The 13,265-nt window shown below is 69.5% G+C and carries 14 protein-coding genes; 7 read left to right on the top strand and 7 right to left on the bottom strand.

Features of this window, described 5'->3' with window-relative positions; all coding sequences use genetic code 11:
- Nucleotides 1-70: 70 nt before the first annotated feature.
- The 5 genes from LCL61_RS01395 to LCL61_RS01415 are packed head-to-tail and all read right to left on the bottom strand — an operon-like array spanning nt 71 to nt 4,268.
- On the bottom strand, nt 71-862 hold the full coding sequence (locus tag LCL61_RS01395) for an alpha/beta hydrolase (protein WP_340685157.1): 792 nt from the start codon (nt 860-862) through the stop codon (nt 71-73).
- A gap of 31 nt (nt 863-893) precedes the next feature.
- Nucleotides 894-1,940, bottom strand: a complete 1,047-nt coding sequence (locus LCL61_RS01400; protein WP_340685158.1) for an NAD(P)H-dependent flavin oxidoreductase — start codon at nt 1,938-1,940, stop codon at nt 894-896.
- Complete coding sequence (locus LCL61_RS01405; RefSeq protein ID WP_340685159.1) at nt 1,937-2,662, bottom strand: CoA-transferase subunit beta; 726 nt, start codon at nt 2,660-2,662, stop codon at nt 1,937-1,939. The genes LCL61_RS01400 and LCL61_RS01405 overlap by 4 nt, the downstream gene beginning before the upstream one ends.
- Nucleotides 2,659-3,519 carry a CoA transferase subunit A gene (locus LCL61_RS01410; RefSeq protein WP_340685160.1) on the bottom strand — a complete coding sequence of 287 codons (861 nt, stop codon included), beginning with the start codon at nt 3,517-3,519 and terminating at the stop codon, nt 2,659-2,661. The genes LCL61_RS01405 and LCL61_RS01410 overlap by 4 nt, the downstream gene beginning before the upstream one ends.
- Nucleotides 3,519-4,268 carry an enoyl-CoA hydratase family protein gene (locus LCL61_RS01415; RefSeq protein WP_340685161.1) on the bottom strand — a complete coding sequence of 250 codons (750 nt, stop codon included), beginning with the start codon at nt 4,266-4,268 and terminating at the stop codon, nt 3,519-3,521. Before LCL61_RS01415 ends, LCL61_RS01410 begins: the two co-directional genes overlap by 1 nt.
- A 91-nt stretch (nt 4,269-4,359) precedes the next feature.
- Between LCL61_RS01415 and LCL61_RS01420 the strand changes: the two genes are divergently transcribed.
- Together LCL61_RS01420 and LCL61_RS01425 are read left to right on the top strand one after the other, a co-directional pair.
- A complete protein-coding gene (locus LCL61_RS01420) occupies nt 4,360-5,157 on the top strand; it encodes an SDR family oxidoreductase (protein WP_340685162.1) in 798 nt (265 codons plus the stop codon).
- The gene (locus LCL61_RS01425; RefSeq protein ID WP_340685163.1) at nt 5,154-6,059 is read left to right on the top strand and encodes an SDR family oxidoreductase; all 906 of its coding nucleotides are present in this window, start codon (nt 5,154-5,156) and stop codon (nt 6,057-6,059) included. The genes LCL61_RS01420 and LCL61_RS01425 overlap by 4 nt, the downstream gene beginning before the upstream one ends.
- 355 nt (nt 6,060-6,414) lie before the next feature.
- On the opposite strand, the gene LCL61_RS01430 is transcribed toward LCL61_RS01425, so the two are convergent.
- On the bottom strand, nt 6,415-7,284 hold the full coding sequence (locus LCL61_RS01430; RefSeq protein ID WP_340685164.1) for a GNAT family N-acetyltransferase: 870 nt from the start codon (nt 7,282-7,284) through the stop codon (nt 6,415-6,417).
- Nucleotides 7,285-7,347: 63 nt separating this feature from the next.
- Between LCL61_RS01430 and LCL61_RS01435 the strand changes: the two genes are divergently transcribed.
- Both LCL61_RS01435 and LCL61_RS01440 read left to right on the top strand, forming a co-directional pair.
- Entirely contained in the window at nt 7,348-8,193 is an 846-nt protein-coding gene (locus LCL61_RS01435; RefSeq protein WP_340685165.1) for an SCO6745 family protein, read from the top strand.
- Between the two features lie 40 nt (nt 8,194-8,233).
- Nucleotides 8,234-8,719, top strand: coding sequence for a pyridoxamine 5'-phosphate oxidase family protein (locus LCL61_RS01440; protein ID WP_340685166.1), 486 nt, complete (start codon nt 8,234-8,236; stop codon nt 8,717-8,719).
- Here LCL61_RS01440 and LCL61_RS01445 read toward each other — a convergent pair.
- Nucleotides 8,716-9,879 carry a steroid 3-ketoacyl-CoA thiolase gene (locus LCL61_RS01445; RefSeq protein ID WP_340685167.1) on the bottom strand — a complete coding sequence of 388 codons (1,164 nt, stop codon included), beginning with the start codon at nt 9,877-9,879 and terminating at the stop codon, nt 8,716-8,718. The genes LCL61_RS01440 and LCL61_RS01445 overlap by 4 nt on opposite strands.
- 243 nt (nt 9,880-10,122) lie before the next feature.
- Here LCL61_RS01445 and LCL61_RS01450 point away from each other — a divergent pair, with 243 nt between their 5' ends.
- Genes LCL61_RS01450 through LCL61_RS01460 form a run of 3 tightly spaced genes read left to right on the top strand, consistent with a single transcriptional unit; the run spans nt 10,123 to nt 13,236 of the window.
- Nucleotides 10,123-11,349, top strand: a complete 1,227-nt coding sequence (locus tag LCL61_RS01450; protein ID WP_340685168.1) for a cytochrome P450 — start codon at nt 10,123-10,125, stop codon at nt 11,347-11,349.
- A gap of 27 nt (nt 11,350-11,376) precedes the next feature.
- Entirely contained in the window at nt 11,377-12,165 is a 789-nt protein-coding gene (locus tag LCL61_RS01455) for a transglutaminase family protein (protein WP_340685169.1), read from the top strand.
- Nucleotides 12,166-12,213: 48 nt separating this feature from the next.
- Nucleotides 12,214-13,236, top strand: a complete 1,023-nt coding sequence (locus LCL61_RS01460) for a YhjD/YihY/BrkB family envelope integrity protein (RefSeq protein ID WP_340685170.1) — start codon at nt 12,214-12,216, stop codon at nt 13,234-13,236.
- The last annotated feature ends 29 nt before the right edge of the window (nt 13,237-13,265 follow it).

Below are 13,265 nucleotides of genomic sequence, written 5' to 3' on the forward strand. Positions count from 1 at the left end.
ACGCTCTTCCGATCTGGCGATTCGGGTTGGAACCCGAATCGCCACTCACGACCACCCCGACACCGCCGCTTCAGGCCTCGAGCAGATCGCGCAGCGCTTCGGTGAACTGGGCGGGATTCCGCTGGGGCGCCAGATGCGCGCCGGGCACCTCCGTGAACGGCAACCCCAGTTCGAGCGCGAGGATCTTCGCGGGCTGGTAGTGGTAGTGCCCTCGGCTGCCGACACCGGCGACGGGGACGATCTCGGTCCTGCTCCGCCGCAGTGCCCGCAGATCGGGAAGGTAGTCGAGGATTTCGGCCAGCTCGCGGCCGAACAGCCGCTTCCAGTCCTCCTCGTTCGGCAGCCGGATCGCGCGCAGCTCGGGCAGCGCGGCGCCGGCGATACCGTCGGTGAATCGTTTGAACGCCCCCATCAGGTCGCCCGCCTGCGCGAGCCGGACCTGGGCGTTGGCCTCGTCGAGCCAGCCGAGCGCGTCGGGCAGCAGCTGGATGGCCGGCGGTTCGTGCGCGACCAGCACGGTCGCCGCGTCCGGGTAACGGGCCACGAGGTCGAGACCGATCATGGCGCCCGCGCTGGTGCCGAACACTCTCGCGGGGGCACCCCCGACGTGCTGGAGCACCGCGTGGGCGTCGTCGGCCTGCTTCGGCACGCTGACCGGGCCGGTACTGGTGTCCGTGCTGCGGAAGTGACCGCGCCGGTCGTACGTGACGACGGTGTAGTCGTCCGCGAGCAGCTTCGTCATCGCCCGGAAGGTGTCCGCCGAGCCCAGCCCGCCCGCGATCAGGAGCAGAAGCGGCCCTTCGCCGGTGCTGCGGACGTATAGCTCACCGTCCTCGACCGGACAACGACTCTCCGAGATCATGGCCGAAGTCAAGCACAGCGTGCCCGGACCCTCACTCCGAGGCCAGCCGCCGCAGGATGCCGGTGGCGTCGGCGACGATCGTCTCGATCAGGTCGCCGACCGCGGGCAGGTCGCCGAGCAGGCCGACGACCTGCCCGGACGCCAGTACCCCGGCGCTCCGATCGCCCTCGACGAGCCCGGCGCGCAACAGCATCGGCGTGTTGGCGGCCATCAGGACCTGCGACCAGGTCCGGTCGCCGCCGCGTTTCATCCGCAGCCCCTCGGTGGCCAGCGAGCGCCACGACAGCCCGGTCAGTTTCCGGAACTTCGAGGCGTTCCGGGCGGCCCTGGCGAGCCCGCGCACCGGACCGGCGGATTCGAGCGCGTCGACCAGTTCCGTCCGGAGCACGCGATGCGGCATCCCGTCCACCTTCCGGGTGACGACGGTGCCGTTGAGGTCACGGGCGAGGTACGCCTGCTTGATCTCGTCCGGGACGGTGCTTTCCCTCGTCAGGAGGAACCGGGTGCCCATGGCGACCCCGGCCGCCCCGTAGGCGAGCGCGGCGGCCAGCCCCCGGCCGTCGAAGAAGCCGCCGGCCGCGACCACTGGGATATCGACCGCGTCCAGCACCGACGGCAGCAGCAGCGTCGTCGCGACCCCGCCGGTGTGCCCGCCGCCCTCACCGCCCTGCACGATGACGGCGTCGGCACCCCAGCCCGCGACCTTCTCCGCGTGCCTGGCCGCACCGACCGAAGGCACGACGAGGATGCCGTTGTCCTTGAGCCGCGCGATCATGTCCTTCTTCGGCGCGAGCGCGAAGGACGCGACGCGGACTTCCTCGGTGATGAGCAGTTCGACCCGGCGCGCGGCGTCTTCGGCGTCCGCACGGAGGTTGACACCGAACGGTTGGGACGTGCGGCTTTTGACCTCCTTGATGGCCGCCGCCAGTTCGTCGTAGGTCATCGTCGCGGACGCGAGGATGCCGAGACCGCCCGCTTCAGCCGTCGCGGACACCAGGCGCGGCCCGGCGACCCAGCCCATTCCGGTCTGAACGATCGGGTGCCGGATCCCGGCCAGTTCGGTCAGCGCGGTCTTCACGACGGGACTTCCTTGTCCCGCAAGGACTTCGGATCCAGGCTGGTGCGGATCAGGAGCAGTTCGGACTCGGTCGGCAGCCGGGACTCGGTGACCCCGTCGGTGACCAGCGGGAACGACGTCGCCTCGACGACCTCGTCCACGGAAACCCCCGGATGCACGGAAAGCAGCCTTGGCGCGTGGTCTTCGCCGCCGAAATCCAGGACGCCGAGGTTGGTGACGACGCGGTGGACGTCATGGTGCCGCAGCCCGGCCTCGCGTGCCCTGGCGTAGCCGACGCCGGACACGACGTCGACCTGCTCGACGAAGACCCGCCTGCTGTGCCGCGGGACCCAGTAGCTCGTGCGGTGATTGGCCGTGTTGCCGGGCCCGCCGCGCACACCGAGAAGTTGTTTCTTGGGGCGCGAATGGTCGCCGATGGCCGAGATGTTCTGGTTGCCCTCGCCGTCGATCTGGTTGGCACCCATCACCACATGCCGTTTTCCGCGCGGTACCACGGTGTCGAGGACCTTGCGGAACGGTTGCCAGCCTTCGACGACGGCGTGCGGGGTCATCAGGTACGCCTCGCCGTCGGACAGCAGGATGTCCGGCTCGAACGTCAGCCTGGCGAGCCGGGCGCCCAGCGACGGGATGAAACCCATGGGGCTCACCACGATTTCGCCGTCGCCGCGGAACAGTTCGGCACAGGCCACGACGGCCACTTCGGCACGACTGATGTCACTCATGCGGACTCCCCGAATTCGGCGGCGGCCTTCTGGTAGTGCGCTTCGTCGCCGGACAGGAACCTGTCGACGAATTCGGGCCACGCGTCGAGATCCTTGGCCGCTTCGGCGTAGTGACGCTGGAAACGTTCGTCGCGCCCGTAGTCCGGGACGGCGGTGGTGAAATGCGCGCCGTTCGGCGTCTCGGCCACCCCGGTGACGAGCATCCGGCTCAGCAGCAGGCTCTGCACCGGCCCCGCTTCGGTGAGCTCGGCCGTCTCCACGATCTTTTCCGTGGACACGTAACACTTTTCGGCGGCGAGGGCGAACAGCTCGTCGAAGTACGGATCGGGCCCGAGGTACTGCGCGTTGCCCCGGGCGTCGGCGCGGTTGAGGTGGACGAAGGCCGCGTCGAGCCTCAACGCGGGCACGGCCAGCAGCTCTTCGGCATCGTCGTACGGCGAGCGGACGGTGCGCAACGACGGGTTCAGATCCGTCACGCCGGAGCCGAGGCCCGCCCGCGTCGGAAGAAATGGAAGCCGTTGCGCGGCAGCGGAAAGCCCGGTGCCGAAAACGCCTTCGTCGTATTCCGTGACGGTGATCGACCCGGATTCCCGCGCCCGGGCGAACCACGGGTCGTAGGGGATCGAGTCCAGCGTGACGAAGCCGAAGACGAGATGCTTGATCTTGCCCGCCGACGCCAGCAGGCCGACGTCCGGGCCGCCGTAGGAGACCACGGTGAGATCCTTGACCGGAGAACGCAGGATCGCGCGCACCAGCGCCATGGGCTTGCGCCGCGAGCCCCAGCCGCCGATCCCGATCGTCATGCCGTCCTTCAGTTCGGCGGCGATCTCGTCCGGCGTCATCCGCTTGTCGGCCATCACTTCCCCTTACCGTCCAAGAACTCCTGGCGCGCGCCGTCCGAGACGCCCGCAAGGTTGAGTTCGAAGGTGAATCCCTGCTCGAAGCGGTAGCTGCGGTGCACGGGCTGGACGTCGATGCCGTTGATGGCCTGTTTCGCGGCGCGGATCACGCGGGTGTCCTTCGCCGCGATCTGCCGCGCGACGCCGAGCGCGGTTTCGTCGAGTTCCTCTCGCGGGACGACGGCGTAGACCGAACCGTGATGGTGCAACTGAGCCGCGGTGATCGTGGAGGCCGTGTAGTACAAGGCCCGCATCAGATGCTGGGGGACCAGACGCGCGAGATGGGTCGCCGCGCCCAGCGCGCCGCGATCGACCTCGGGGAGCCCGAAGGTCGCGTCCTCACTGGCGATCACCACGTCCGCGTTGCCGACCAGGCCGACCCCGCCGCCGAGGCAGAAACCTTGCACCGCGGCGATCACCGGGACCGCGCAGTCGTACACCGCGGAGAACGCCGCCGCGCAGCCCTCGTTCGCGCCGATCAGCGCGCCGTACCCCGGGTCGCGCTGGATCTCCTTGATGTCGACCCCGGCGTTGAACCCGCGGCCCTCCGCGCGCAGCACCACCACGTGGGTCGCCGGATCGCGTCCGGCGTCGGTGACGGCGGACGCGAGGGCGAACCATCCCTTCACGCTCAGCGCGTTCACCGGGGGCGCGTCGACCGTGACCACGGCGATACCGGGCTCCGGTGAGTGGGTGGAAACGGTCATCGGGCACCCTTCTCCGCTACCAAACCTAGCACTTGCTTGGTACGTTAGCAGGACGTCCGGTCCGGGTACAGCGACGTGAAGGAGGCCCGGCATGGCACTCGAACTCCGGCTCGACGGCGCCGTGGTGCTGGTGACCGGCGGGGTACGCGGCGTCGGCGCCGGTGTCACCAGGACTTTTCTGCGCGCCGGAGCCGAAGTGGTCACCTGTGCGCGCACCGAACCCGAGCGGCCCGTCCGCGCCGGGGACAGGGCGTCGACGTTCATCTCCTGCGACGTCCGCGACCCGAAAGAGGTCGACGCGCTCGTCGAAGAGGTCGTCCGGCGGCACGGCAGGCTCGACGTCGTGGTCAACAACGCGGGCGGCGCGCCGTACGCCGAGGCGGCGAACGCGTCGCCGCGGTTCCACGAAAAGATCGTCGCGCTGAACCTGCTGGCACCGTTGAATGTCGCCCGTGCGGCGAACGCGATCATGCAGCAGCAGGAAAGCGGCGGCGTCATCGTGAACATCAGCAGCGTCAGCGCGACGAGACCGTCGCCGGGCACGGCGTCCTACGGCGCGGCGAAAGCGGGACTCGACAACCTGACCGCGTCGCTCGCCGTCGAGTGGGCGCCGAAGGTGCGGGTCAACGGACTCGACGTCGGCATGGTGCGGACGGAGCACTCGTATCTGCACTACGGCGACGAGGCGGGTATCGCCGCGGTGGGCGCGACTGTCCCGTTAGGACGGTTGGCAGACCCGGACGAGATCGGTTCCTGCGCGGTGTTCCTTGCTTCTTCGCTGGCTTCCTACGTCAGCGGCGCCTGCCTGACCGTGCACGGCGGGGGAGAGGTTCCTGCCTTCCTCGCCGCTTCCAATTCCCTGGTGAAAGAACGAAAGGAGCCGGTGTGAGCGGGATCGCCGACGGCCGGATCGTGGTGGTGACCGGAGCCGGTCGTGGCATCGGGCGGGCGCACGCGCTCGCGTTCGCCGCCGAGGGCGCGCGGGTGGTGGTGAACGACCTAGGCGCCGGGATCGACGGAAGCGGAGGATCGGCCGGGCCGGCGCAGGACGTCGTTGACGAGATCGAGGCGCTCGGCGGCAAAGCGGTCGCGAACACCGACGACGTCGCCTCCTGGGACGGCGCCGCCGCGCTGGTGCGGACGGCCGTCGAAACCTTCGGCGGGCTGGACGTCCTGGTCAACAACGCGGGTTTCCTGCGCGACCGGATGCTGGTGAACCTCGGCGAGGACGAATGGGACGCGGTCATCCGCGTCCACCTGAAAGGGCATTTCGCGCCGACGCGGCATGCCGCCGAGTACTGGCGAGCCGAGGCGAAGGCAGGACGGACGCGGGCCGCACGGGTGATCAACACCAGTTCGGGCGCGGGGCTGCTCGGCAGCGTCGGGCAGGGGAATTACGCGGCTGCGAAGTCCGGGATCCTGGGGCTCACGCTGGTCGCCGCCACCGAATTCGCGCGCTACGGCGTCACCGTGAACGCGATCGCCCCGGCCGCCCGCACCCGGATGACCGAAGTCGCCTTCGCCGACGACATGGCCGCGCCGGAGGACGGTTTCGACGCCATGGCACCGGAAAACGTGTCGCCGCTGGTGGTGTGGCTCGGCAGCGAGGAATCGTCCGGGGTCACCGGCCGGGTGTTCGAGGTCGACGGCGGACGCGTATCGATCGCGCAGGGCTGGCGGCACGGCGCGGTACGGGACAAGGGTTCCCGGTGGTCACCGGGTGAACTCGGCCCGGTGGTGGCGGAGCTGCTGGCGGAGGGGCCGGCGCCTGAACCCGTTTACGGGGCTTAGGGTTTCGGTACCGTCTCGTGAGTGGTAAGGACGGTTCTAACCGTCCTTACCACTCACGAGGCATGCTCGCCACGCCACCGCCACCCTTGCTCGCCCCTGCACCCCCTTCATGTACTCGGGAAGGTGTGAAGGTCGAGTTTCCTCGGCTGAGCCGAGGGAAGGGGGCCTTCACGCGGCGCCGCTGTGACTGCTGAGGCTGCTGGTGTTGCTGGGGCTGCGGGTGGCGATCGCGTAGTCCGTGAAGGCCTCCTTCCTTACCTTCAGGGTAGGGAAGGAGGCCTTCACGGACTCACGACCAAGGCCGCCACATTCAAGAGGTGCCTGAGACACCGTTGGCCCTAACCGTCCTTACCGCTCACGGGGCATCCCGTGCCAGGTCCCTGACCTCGGGAAGCCGCTGGAACCCACCCGATTCGTACGTCGCGACGGCGGCGACGTTGGAACTCGGCGTGTTCACGCCCGCGCTCGACGAGCCGAGCTCCCGGAGCGCGGCCGCCGCGGCGACGGTGATCGCCCTGCCATGACCGTGCCCGCGATGGTTCCGGTGCACGCCCATCGGCTCGAGTATTCCGGGCTTACCCGGACCTGCCGACCACACCGCGACCGCCGCGACGGCGTCGCCCCGCTCGTCGTACCCGACCAGGCACCGGCCATCGGCGTACGGCGCACTCGCCGCCATCGTGCGCCACTTCTCGGGGGTGAACTTCGAACCGTCGAACGCCCCTCGCATCACGTCCGCCCATACGTGGCACTCGTCCGGCCCGATGGTCTCGATCCGCAGGTCCGGGGCCTTCACCGGTTCGGTGAGATCGCGGCGCAGCGGGGTCCACGGTTCGTCGGCGCGCCAGCCGTGCTCGGGCAGGACGTCCTGGAGCAGCGCGTCCATCGGGGCCTCGACGGCCACCTTCCCCACCGGCAGCACACCGCGTTCCGGCGCGACGATGTCTTCGGCCATCCGCCGCGCCAGGTCTTCGTCCCGGCGGACGCCGGGTGCGGTCGTCAGGCGCAGCAGATCGGCCCCGTCCAGGAGCCCGACGGCGAGAATCCGCCCGTCCCGGCGCCAGATCCGGACCGCCGCGGCCGTCGCCTCCGCCCCCGAGCGCCAGAACCAGCCGAGGTCACCGGGATGCAGCTGCCAGGCCACGCCCTCGGCTTGCCACTCCCGCAGCGCGTCCACGGCCTCGGGCAGTCCGTCGGGTCCCGGCTTCTCCACGGTGATCGCCATGCCGTGATCACACACCACGCCGCGCTCGGTCGCATCCGGTTTTCGGCGCGGCAAGATGAAGACGTGAAGTCACTTCAGCGCCGTCTCTGGGAAGCGGTCGAGCCGCTGCACGCCGTCGTCTACTTCGCCCCGGAAACGGCGGCCGCGGCCAAAGCGGTGGGCCTGCCGAGCTGGTGGATGGGCTACTTCGCCGGCCGGGTCGCGCCGCTCGGGCCGCTGCCGGAACCGCCCGCGACCGCGATGCTCTTCGGGTTCGCTCCGAGGATGGTCGCGCGATCCCTGCCCGACGCGTGGAAATACGCCGAACCGGCGGTCGTGCTCCGGAGCCGGATGGCCGCCGTCGAGGAAGCCCTGAACCGGATCTTGCCCGCTGACGCGTCTCTGGCTGAACTCGCCGATCTGCTGGACCAGGCCGTCGCCGGTTGCGATTACGCGGCCAAGCCGCTCGCCGCCGCCTGGTCCTCGGTCGCCAGGCCCGCCACGCCCGCCGGCCGGGTGTGGCTCGCGGCGACGGTGTTGCGCGAACACCGCGGGGACGGTCATGTGCTCTCCGCTGTCGCCGCCGGGCTGCGCGGGCTCGACACCACGCTGACTAATATCGGCAGCGGAGCGGTGACCCGCGAGGTCGTCCAGATCAACCGCGGCTGGTCCGATGACGAGTGGGACGAGAGCGTCGCGCGGTTGTCCGAACGGGGCATCCTCGACAGCGATCTGAGGCTCACCGGCCTGGGAATCGCGCTGCGCCAACGGATCGAGGACGAGACCGACCGTCTCGCCGCCGGCCCGCTCGAAGCACTCGGCGAGGACGGGGCCGCCGAAGCCGTGCGGATCGCCGTCCCGCTGAGCCGGCGCATCTTCGACGCCGGGGCGATTCCGCTGCCGAACCCGATGGGGGCGCCGCGGCCCTGACCGCTCGAAAGTGTCGGACCCCGGTGGGACGCTGTTCCGCATGGCGACGTGGCAGCAGTTCAGTGAAGAGGCACCCGCGCTTGCGGGGAAGATCAAAGAGCGGTTCACCGCGGCGAAGTCGCATGTGCTGGCGACGGTCCGGCGGGACGGCTCGCCCCGGGTCAGCGGCAGTGAGGTCGATTTCCGTGAGCGGGACCTGCTGATCGGTTCGATGATCGGCGCGATGAAGGCGAAGGATCTGCGGCGCGACGGCAGGTTCGCGATCCACGCCGCCTCGGCGATCGACGAGGGCGGCGCGGACGCGAAGGTGTCGGGAAAGGCCGTCGAGATCACCGATCCGGCGGAGGTCGCCCGCCTGCAGGGCGATGACGGGGAGGCGCACGTCTTCCGGCTCGACCTCACCGAGGCGGTGCTGACCTGGGTCGAGGGCGACACCATCTATTTCGACTTCTGGAAGGAGGGTCAGGGGAGCAAACGGCTCGCGAGGCCGGACAACGGTCCGGTGGTCGAGGTCGGCTTGGGCTAGATCCGTTCGATGATCGTGCCGGTGGAAAGCGCGCCGCCGGCGCACATCGTCACCAGCGCGGTGCTCGCGTCCCGGCGTTCCAGTTCGTGCAACGCCGTGGTCAGCAGGCGGGCGCCGGTGCTGCCGACGGGATGCCCGAGCGCGATCGCGCCACCGTTCACGTTGACCTTGTCCTCGTCGGGCCGGTGCACCCGCTGCCACGACAACACAACCGAAGCGAACGCCTCGTTGACTTCGAAGAGGTCGAGGTCGCCGATCGACATCCCCGCCTTGGCCAGGACACGTTCGGTCGCCTGCACGGGGCCGTCGAGGTGGTAGTACGGTTCCGCGCCGACCAACGCCTGCGAGACGATCCGCGCTCGCGGCTTGAGGCCCAGTGCCTTGGCCCGGTCCGAGTCCATCAGGAGGAGCGCGGCCGCGCCGTCGGAGATCTGCGACGAAGTCCCGGCCGTGTGCACGCCGCCTTCGAGGACGGGCTTGAGCCTGGCGAGGCCTTCGACGGTCGTCTCACGGAGTCCTTGGTCGCGGGCGACCAGCCGTGTCTCGCCGGTCGGCGCGCCGTCTTCGCCGAGCACGGGGGCCTTCACCGCGACGACCTCGCGGTCGAAATGGCCCGCGGCCCAAGCGGCGGCGGCCTTGGCCTGGGACTCGGTGCCGAACCGGTCGACGTCGTGGCGGGTGATCCCGCGGCGTTCCGCGATCCGCTCGGCCGCGCCGTACTGGTTGGGCATGTCGATCGACCACGACTCCGGACGGGGCGTACCGATGCCCTCACCGCGGTTCGCGCCCAGCGGGACTCGGCTCATCGCCTCGACTCCGCAGGAGACGCCGGCGTCGATGGCACCGGCCGCGATGAGCCCGGCGATCAGGTGCGTCGCCTGCTGCGCCGAGCCGCACTGGGCGTCGATGGTGGTCGCGCCCGTGGTCTCGGGAAGCCCGGCGTGCAGCCACGCGGTGCGCGTGACGTTGCCCGCCTGCTCGCCGGCCTGGGTCACGGCGCCGCCGATCGCCTGCTCGACCAGCGCGGGATCCAGTCCCGCGCGTTCGAGCAGGGCGCGCTGTGCCGCGCCGAGGATCTCGGCGGCGTGCAGCCCCGCGAGGTGGCCCCTGCGCTTGCCGATAGGGGTGCGGACCGCCTCGACGATCACCGGACTACCCACGTTCGCCTCCTGGGAAATACTGTTCACTGCTTCGAAAAGTAGAACACGTTCTTGATTTGAGCAAGTCGCCGCAGGATCGGCTCGATTTTGATCACTGGTCGCCGTTTTCGCTCCATGCTGCGCTCGCGCGATCCGCGGCAGCCGAGTTAACGGGTTTCACTGAAACTCTTCACTTGGTAAACGCCGTATGCTTCAATCGGCTCTAGAACGTGTTTCATTGGCGAACCGCGTAGGAGGTAGCCCGTGGCCGCTCCCCTGATCCCCGCCGGTTTCGATTTCACCGATCCGGATCTTTACGCCACCAGACTGCCTCTGGAGGAGTTCGCCGAACTCCGCCGCACGGCACCGGTCTGGTGGAACCCGCAGCCGCACAACACCGCGGGCTTCCGCGACGACGGCTATTGGGTGGTCAGCCGGCTCGAAGACGTCAAGGCGGTGTCGAGGGACAGCGAGCTGTTCTCCTCCCGGGAGAAGACCGCGATCATCCGGTTCGACGAGAACATGACCGACGACAGTCTCGAAGCCAATCGTCTGGTCCTGCTCAACATGGACGCCCCGCAGCACACGAAGCTGCGGCGGATCGTGTCGAAGGGCTTCACGCCGAGGTCGATCGCGAAGCTCGAGGACACCCTGCGTGATCGCGCGGAGCGCATCGTCAGCGAGGCCAAGAAGAAGGGCTCCGGCGATTTCGTCGTCGACGTCGCGTGCGAACTTCCCTTGCAGGCCATCGCCGAACTGATCGGCATCCCGCAGGAAGACCGGCTCAAGGTCTTCGACTGGTCCAACCAGATGGTCGCCTACGACGACCCCGAGTACGAAGTCGAACCGCTGGCCGCGTCCGCGGAGATCGTCGGTTACGCCTGGAACATGGCCGAAGAACGACGCAAGTGCCCGATGGACGACATCGTCACGAAGCTGGTGCAGGCCGACGTCGACGGCGAGTCGCTGGCCTCCGACGAGTTCGGCTTCTTCGTCATCCTGCTCGCCGTCGCGGGCAATGAGACCACGCGCAACGCGATCACCCACGGGATGAAGGCGTTCCTCGATCACCCGGATCAGTGGGAGCTCTACAAGAAGGAGCGGCCGAAGACCGCCCCGGACGAGATCGTCCGCTGGGCCACGCCGGTGGTCGCCTTCCAGCGCACCGCGACCCGGGACACCGAACTCGGCGGGCAGCACATCCGCAAGGGCGACCGGGTCGGGATGTTCTACAGTTCCGCGAACTTCGATCCGGACCACTTCGACGAGCCGGAGAAGTTCGACATCCTCCGCGAGGACAACCCGCACGTCGGCTTCGGCGGCACGGGTTCGCACTACTGCATCGGCGCCAACCTCGCGCGGCTGGAGATCGACCTGATCTTCAACGCCATCGCCGATGTCATGCCGGACATCGCCGAAGTCTCCCCGCCGGACCGGCTCCGGTCGAGCTGGCTCAACGGGATCAAGCACTACCAGGTCCGCTACGCCTGAACCGGTGCCGTGGGGCACCATGGGGCCATGGGTCCCCACGTTCAGGTCGATGTCGAAATGTCCTTCCGGGTCACGAAATCCGGCCCCGCCGCGTTCGTGGTCGCGCTCGCGGGCGGGGCCGCCCAGGAGGAGTTCGCCTACCCCGCGCCGCCGCGCCAGGTGGCGTTCGAACACCGGACCCGTGCTCAGGTCGTCGACCTGCCGTCCGGGGAGCACGTCGTGCGATACCGGGCCGAACGCGCACTCGATCCGGCCGACGCCGAACCGGTCGGCCAAGACGATCTGATCCGCTACACCAGGCCCAGCCGGTACTGCCCCTCGGACCGGATGGGCGGGCTCGCGCTGGCCCGCTTCGGCGGCTTGCCCGGCACCCGCACCCAGGTCGAGGCGATCGTCCGGCATGTGCGCGAGCACCTGTCCTATGTGGTCGGTTCTGGCTCGCCGACCGATGACGCCGTCGACACCTACCTCGCCGGGGAAGGGGTCTGCCGCGACTACGCGCACGTCTGCATCTCGCTGTGCCGCGTGCTCGACATCCCCGCCCGGTTCGCGGCGGTCTACGCGCCCGGACTGTCCCCAATGGACTTCCACGCCGTGTTCGAGGCCGCGATCGACGGCCGCTGGTACGTGTTCGACGCCACCGGCCTCGCGCCGAGGCAGAGCCTGTGCCGGATCGCGACCGGGCGGGACGCCGCCGACACCGCGTTCCTCTCCACCCTCGGCTGTGAGCTGGACTTTCTCGGCAACACCGTGCTGGCGACCGCGGGCCCGGCGCTGCCGGAGGACGACGGCTCGGAGCTGATCGCGCTCGCTTGATCGCGTGTTGACCACGAGCCGTGACCTCGCTGAGGTAGACATGGGCGTGTGAGGGAGAAGCAAGCACCGACGAAATGGCAGCGGCTGCGTGCCCGCTACCGCTGGCTGGACCACGTGGCCCGGGCCGTGAACCGCTACGTCGAGTACGGCGGTTACCACTACGTCGCGTCGATCACCTATTTCAGCCTGTTCTCGCTGGTGCCCATCCTCATGGTCGCGGTCTCGGTGGCGGGCTTCGTGCTGGCCAGCCAGCCGCAGCTGATCGAGTCGATGCTGAGCGCGATCACCGGCACGTTGCCAGGAGCCCTCGGTGACAAGGCGGGTGAGCTGCTCACCGGGTTCGTGGAGCAGCGCACCAGCGTGGGGCTCATCGGTCTGATCATCGGGTTGTACTCCGGCTGGAACTGGATGAACGCGCTCCGCGACGCGCTCACCGCGCTGTGGGGCCAGAACCGGTCGGATCTCCCGTTGCTGCGCACGATCGCCGCGGATCTGCTCGCGCTGCTCGGCCTCGCGAGCGCGCTGCTGGTCTCCTTCGCCATCACGATTTCCGGGTCCGCGCTCGGCCGGTATCTGCTGGGGCTGGCCGGGGTGGACGACACCGCTTGGGGGCACAACGTGCTGTCGGCGATCTCGATTCCCTTGGCACTGCTGGCCAACTGGCTCGTGTTCCTCTGGGTGCTCACCCGGCTGCCGCGGAAACCGGTGGGGGTCCGCAGCGCGATGCGCGGCGCGGTCGCGCTCGCGCTGGGCTTCGAACTCCTGAAGCAGGCCGGTGGGATCTACCTGCGCTTGATCGGGAACTCGCCGACCGGGGTCGCGTTCGGCTCCATCATCGGCCTGATCTTCTTCATCTCGCTGGTGGCCCGGATGCTGGTGTTCGTGACAGCCTGGACGGCGACCGCGCGTGACGCCCCGCCGGATCCGGTCCGGCCGCCGCCGCCCGTGGTGGTCCGGCCCGTGGTGGCCGCACCGGACCGGCACGGGCTCAAGCCGGTGCTGGTGGGTGCGGTGACCGGGGTGGTCGCGACCCTGGCCGCGCAACGCCTCCGGCCGCGCCGGCGCCCCTGACGCGTGCGGTGAAGGACGCCTTCCCCGCA

This window comes from Amycolatopsis coloradensis, from assembly GCF_037997115.1.
GTDB lineage: Bacteria > Actinomycetota > Actinomycetes > Mycobacteriales > Pseudonocardiaceae > Amycolatopsis > Amycolatopsis coloradensis_A.

Coding starts and splice junctions, on each gene's coding strand:
- LCL61_RS01395 (WP_340685157.1), bottom strand. CDS start 862: ATGATCTCGGAGAGTCGTTGTCCGGTCGAGGACGGTGAGCTATACGTC.
- LCL61_RS01415 (WP_340685161.1), bottom strand. CDS start 4,268: ATGACCGTTTCCACCCACTCACCGGAGCCCGGTATCGCCGTGGTCACG.
- LCL61_RS01405 (WP_340685159.1), bottom strand. CDS start 2,662: ATGAGTGACATCAGTCGTGCCGAAGTGGCCGTCGTGGCCTGTGCCGAA.
- LCL61_RS01420 (WP_340685162.1), top strand. CDS start 4,360: ATGGCACTCGAACTCCGGCTCGACGGCGCCGTGGTGCTGGTGACCGGC.
- LCL61_RS01455 (WP_340685169.1), top strand. CDS start 11,377: ATGGGTCCCCACGTTCAGGTCGATGTCGAAATGTCCTTCCGGGTCACG.
- LCL61_RS01430 (WP_340685164.1), bottom strand. CDS start 7,284: ATGGCGATCACCGTGGAGAAGCCGGGACCCGACGGACTGCCCGAGGCC.
- LCL61_RS01440 (WP_340685166.1), top strand. CDS start 8,234: ATGGCGACGTGGCAGCAGTTCAGTGAAGAGGCACCCGCGCTTGCGGGG.
- LCL61_RS01410 (WP_340685160.1), bottom strand. CDS start 3,519: ATGGCCGACAAGCGGATGACGCCGGACGAGATCGCCGCCGAACTGAAG.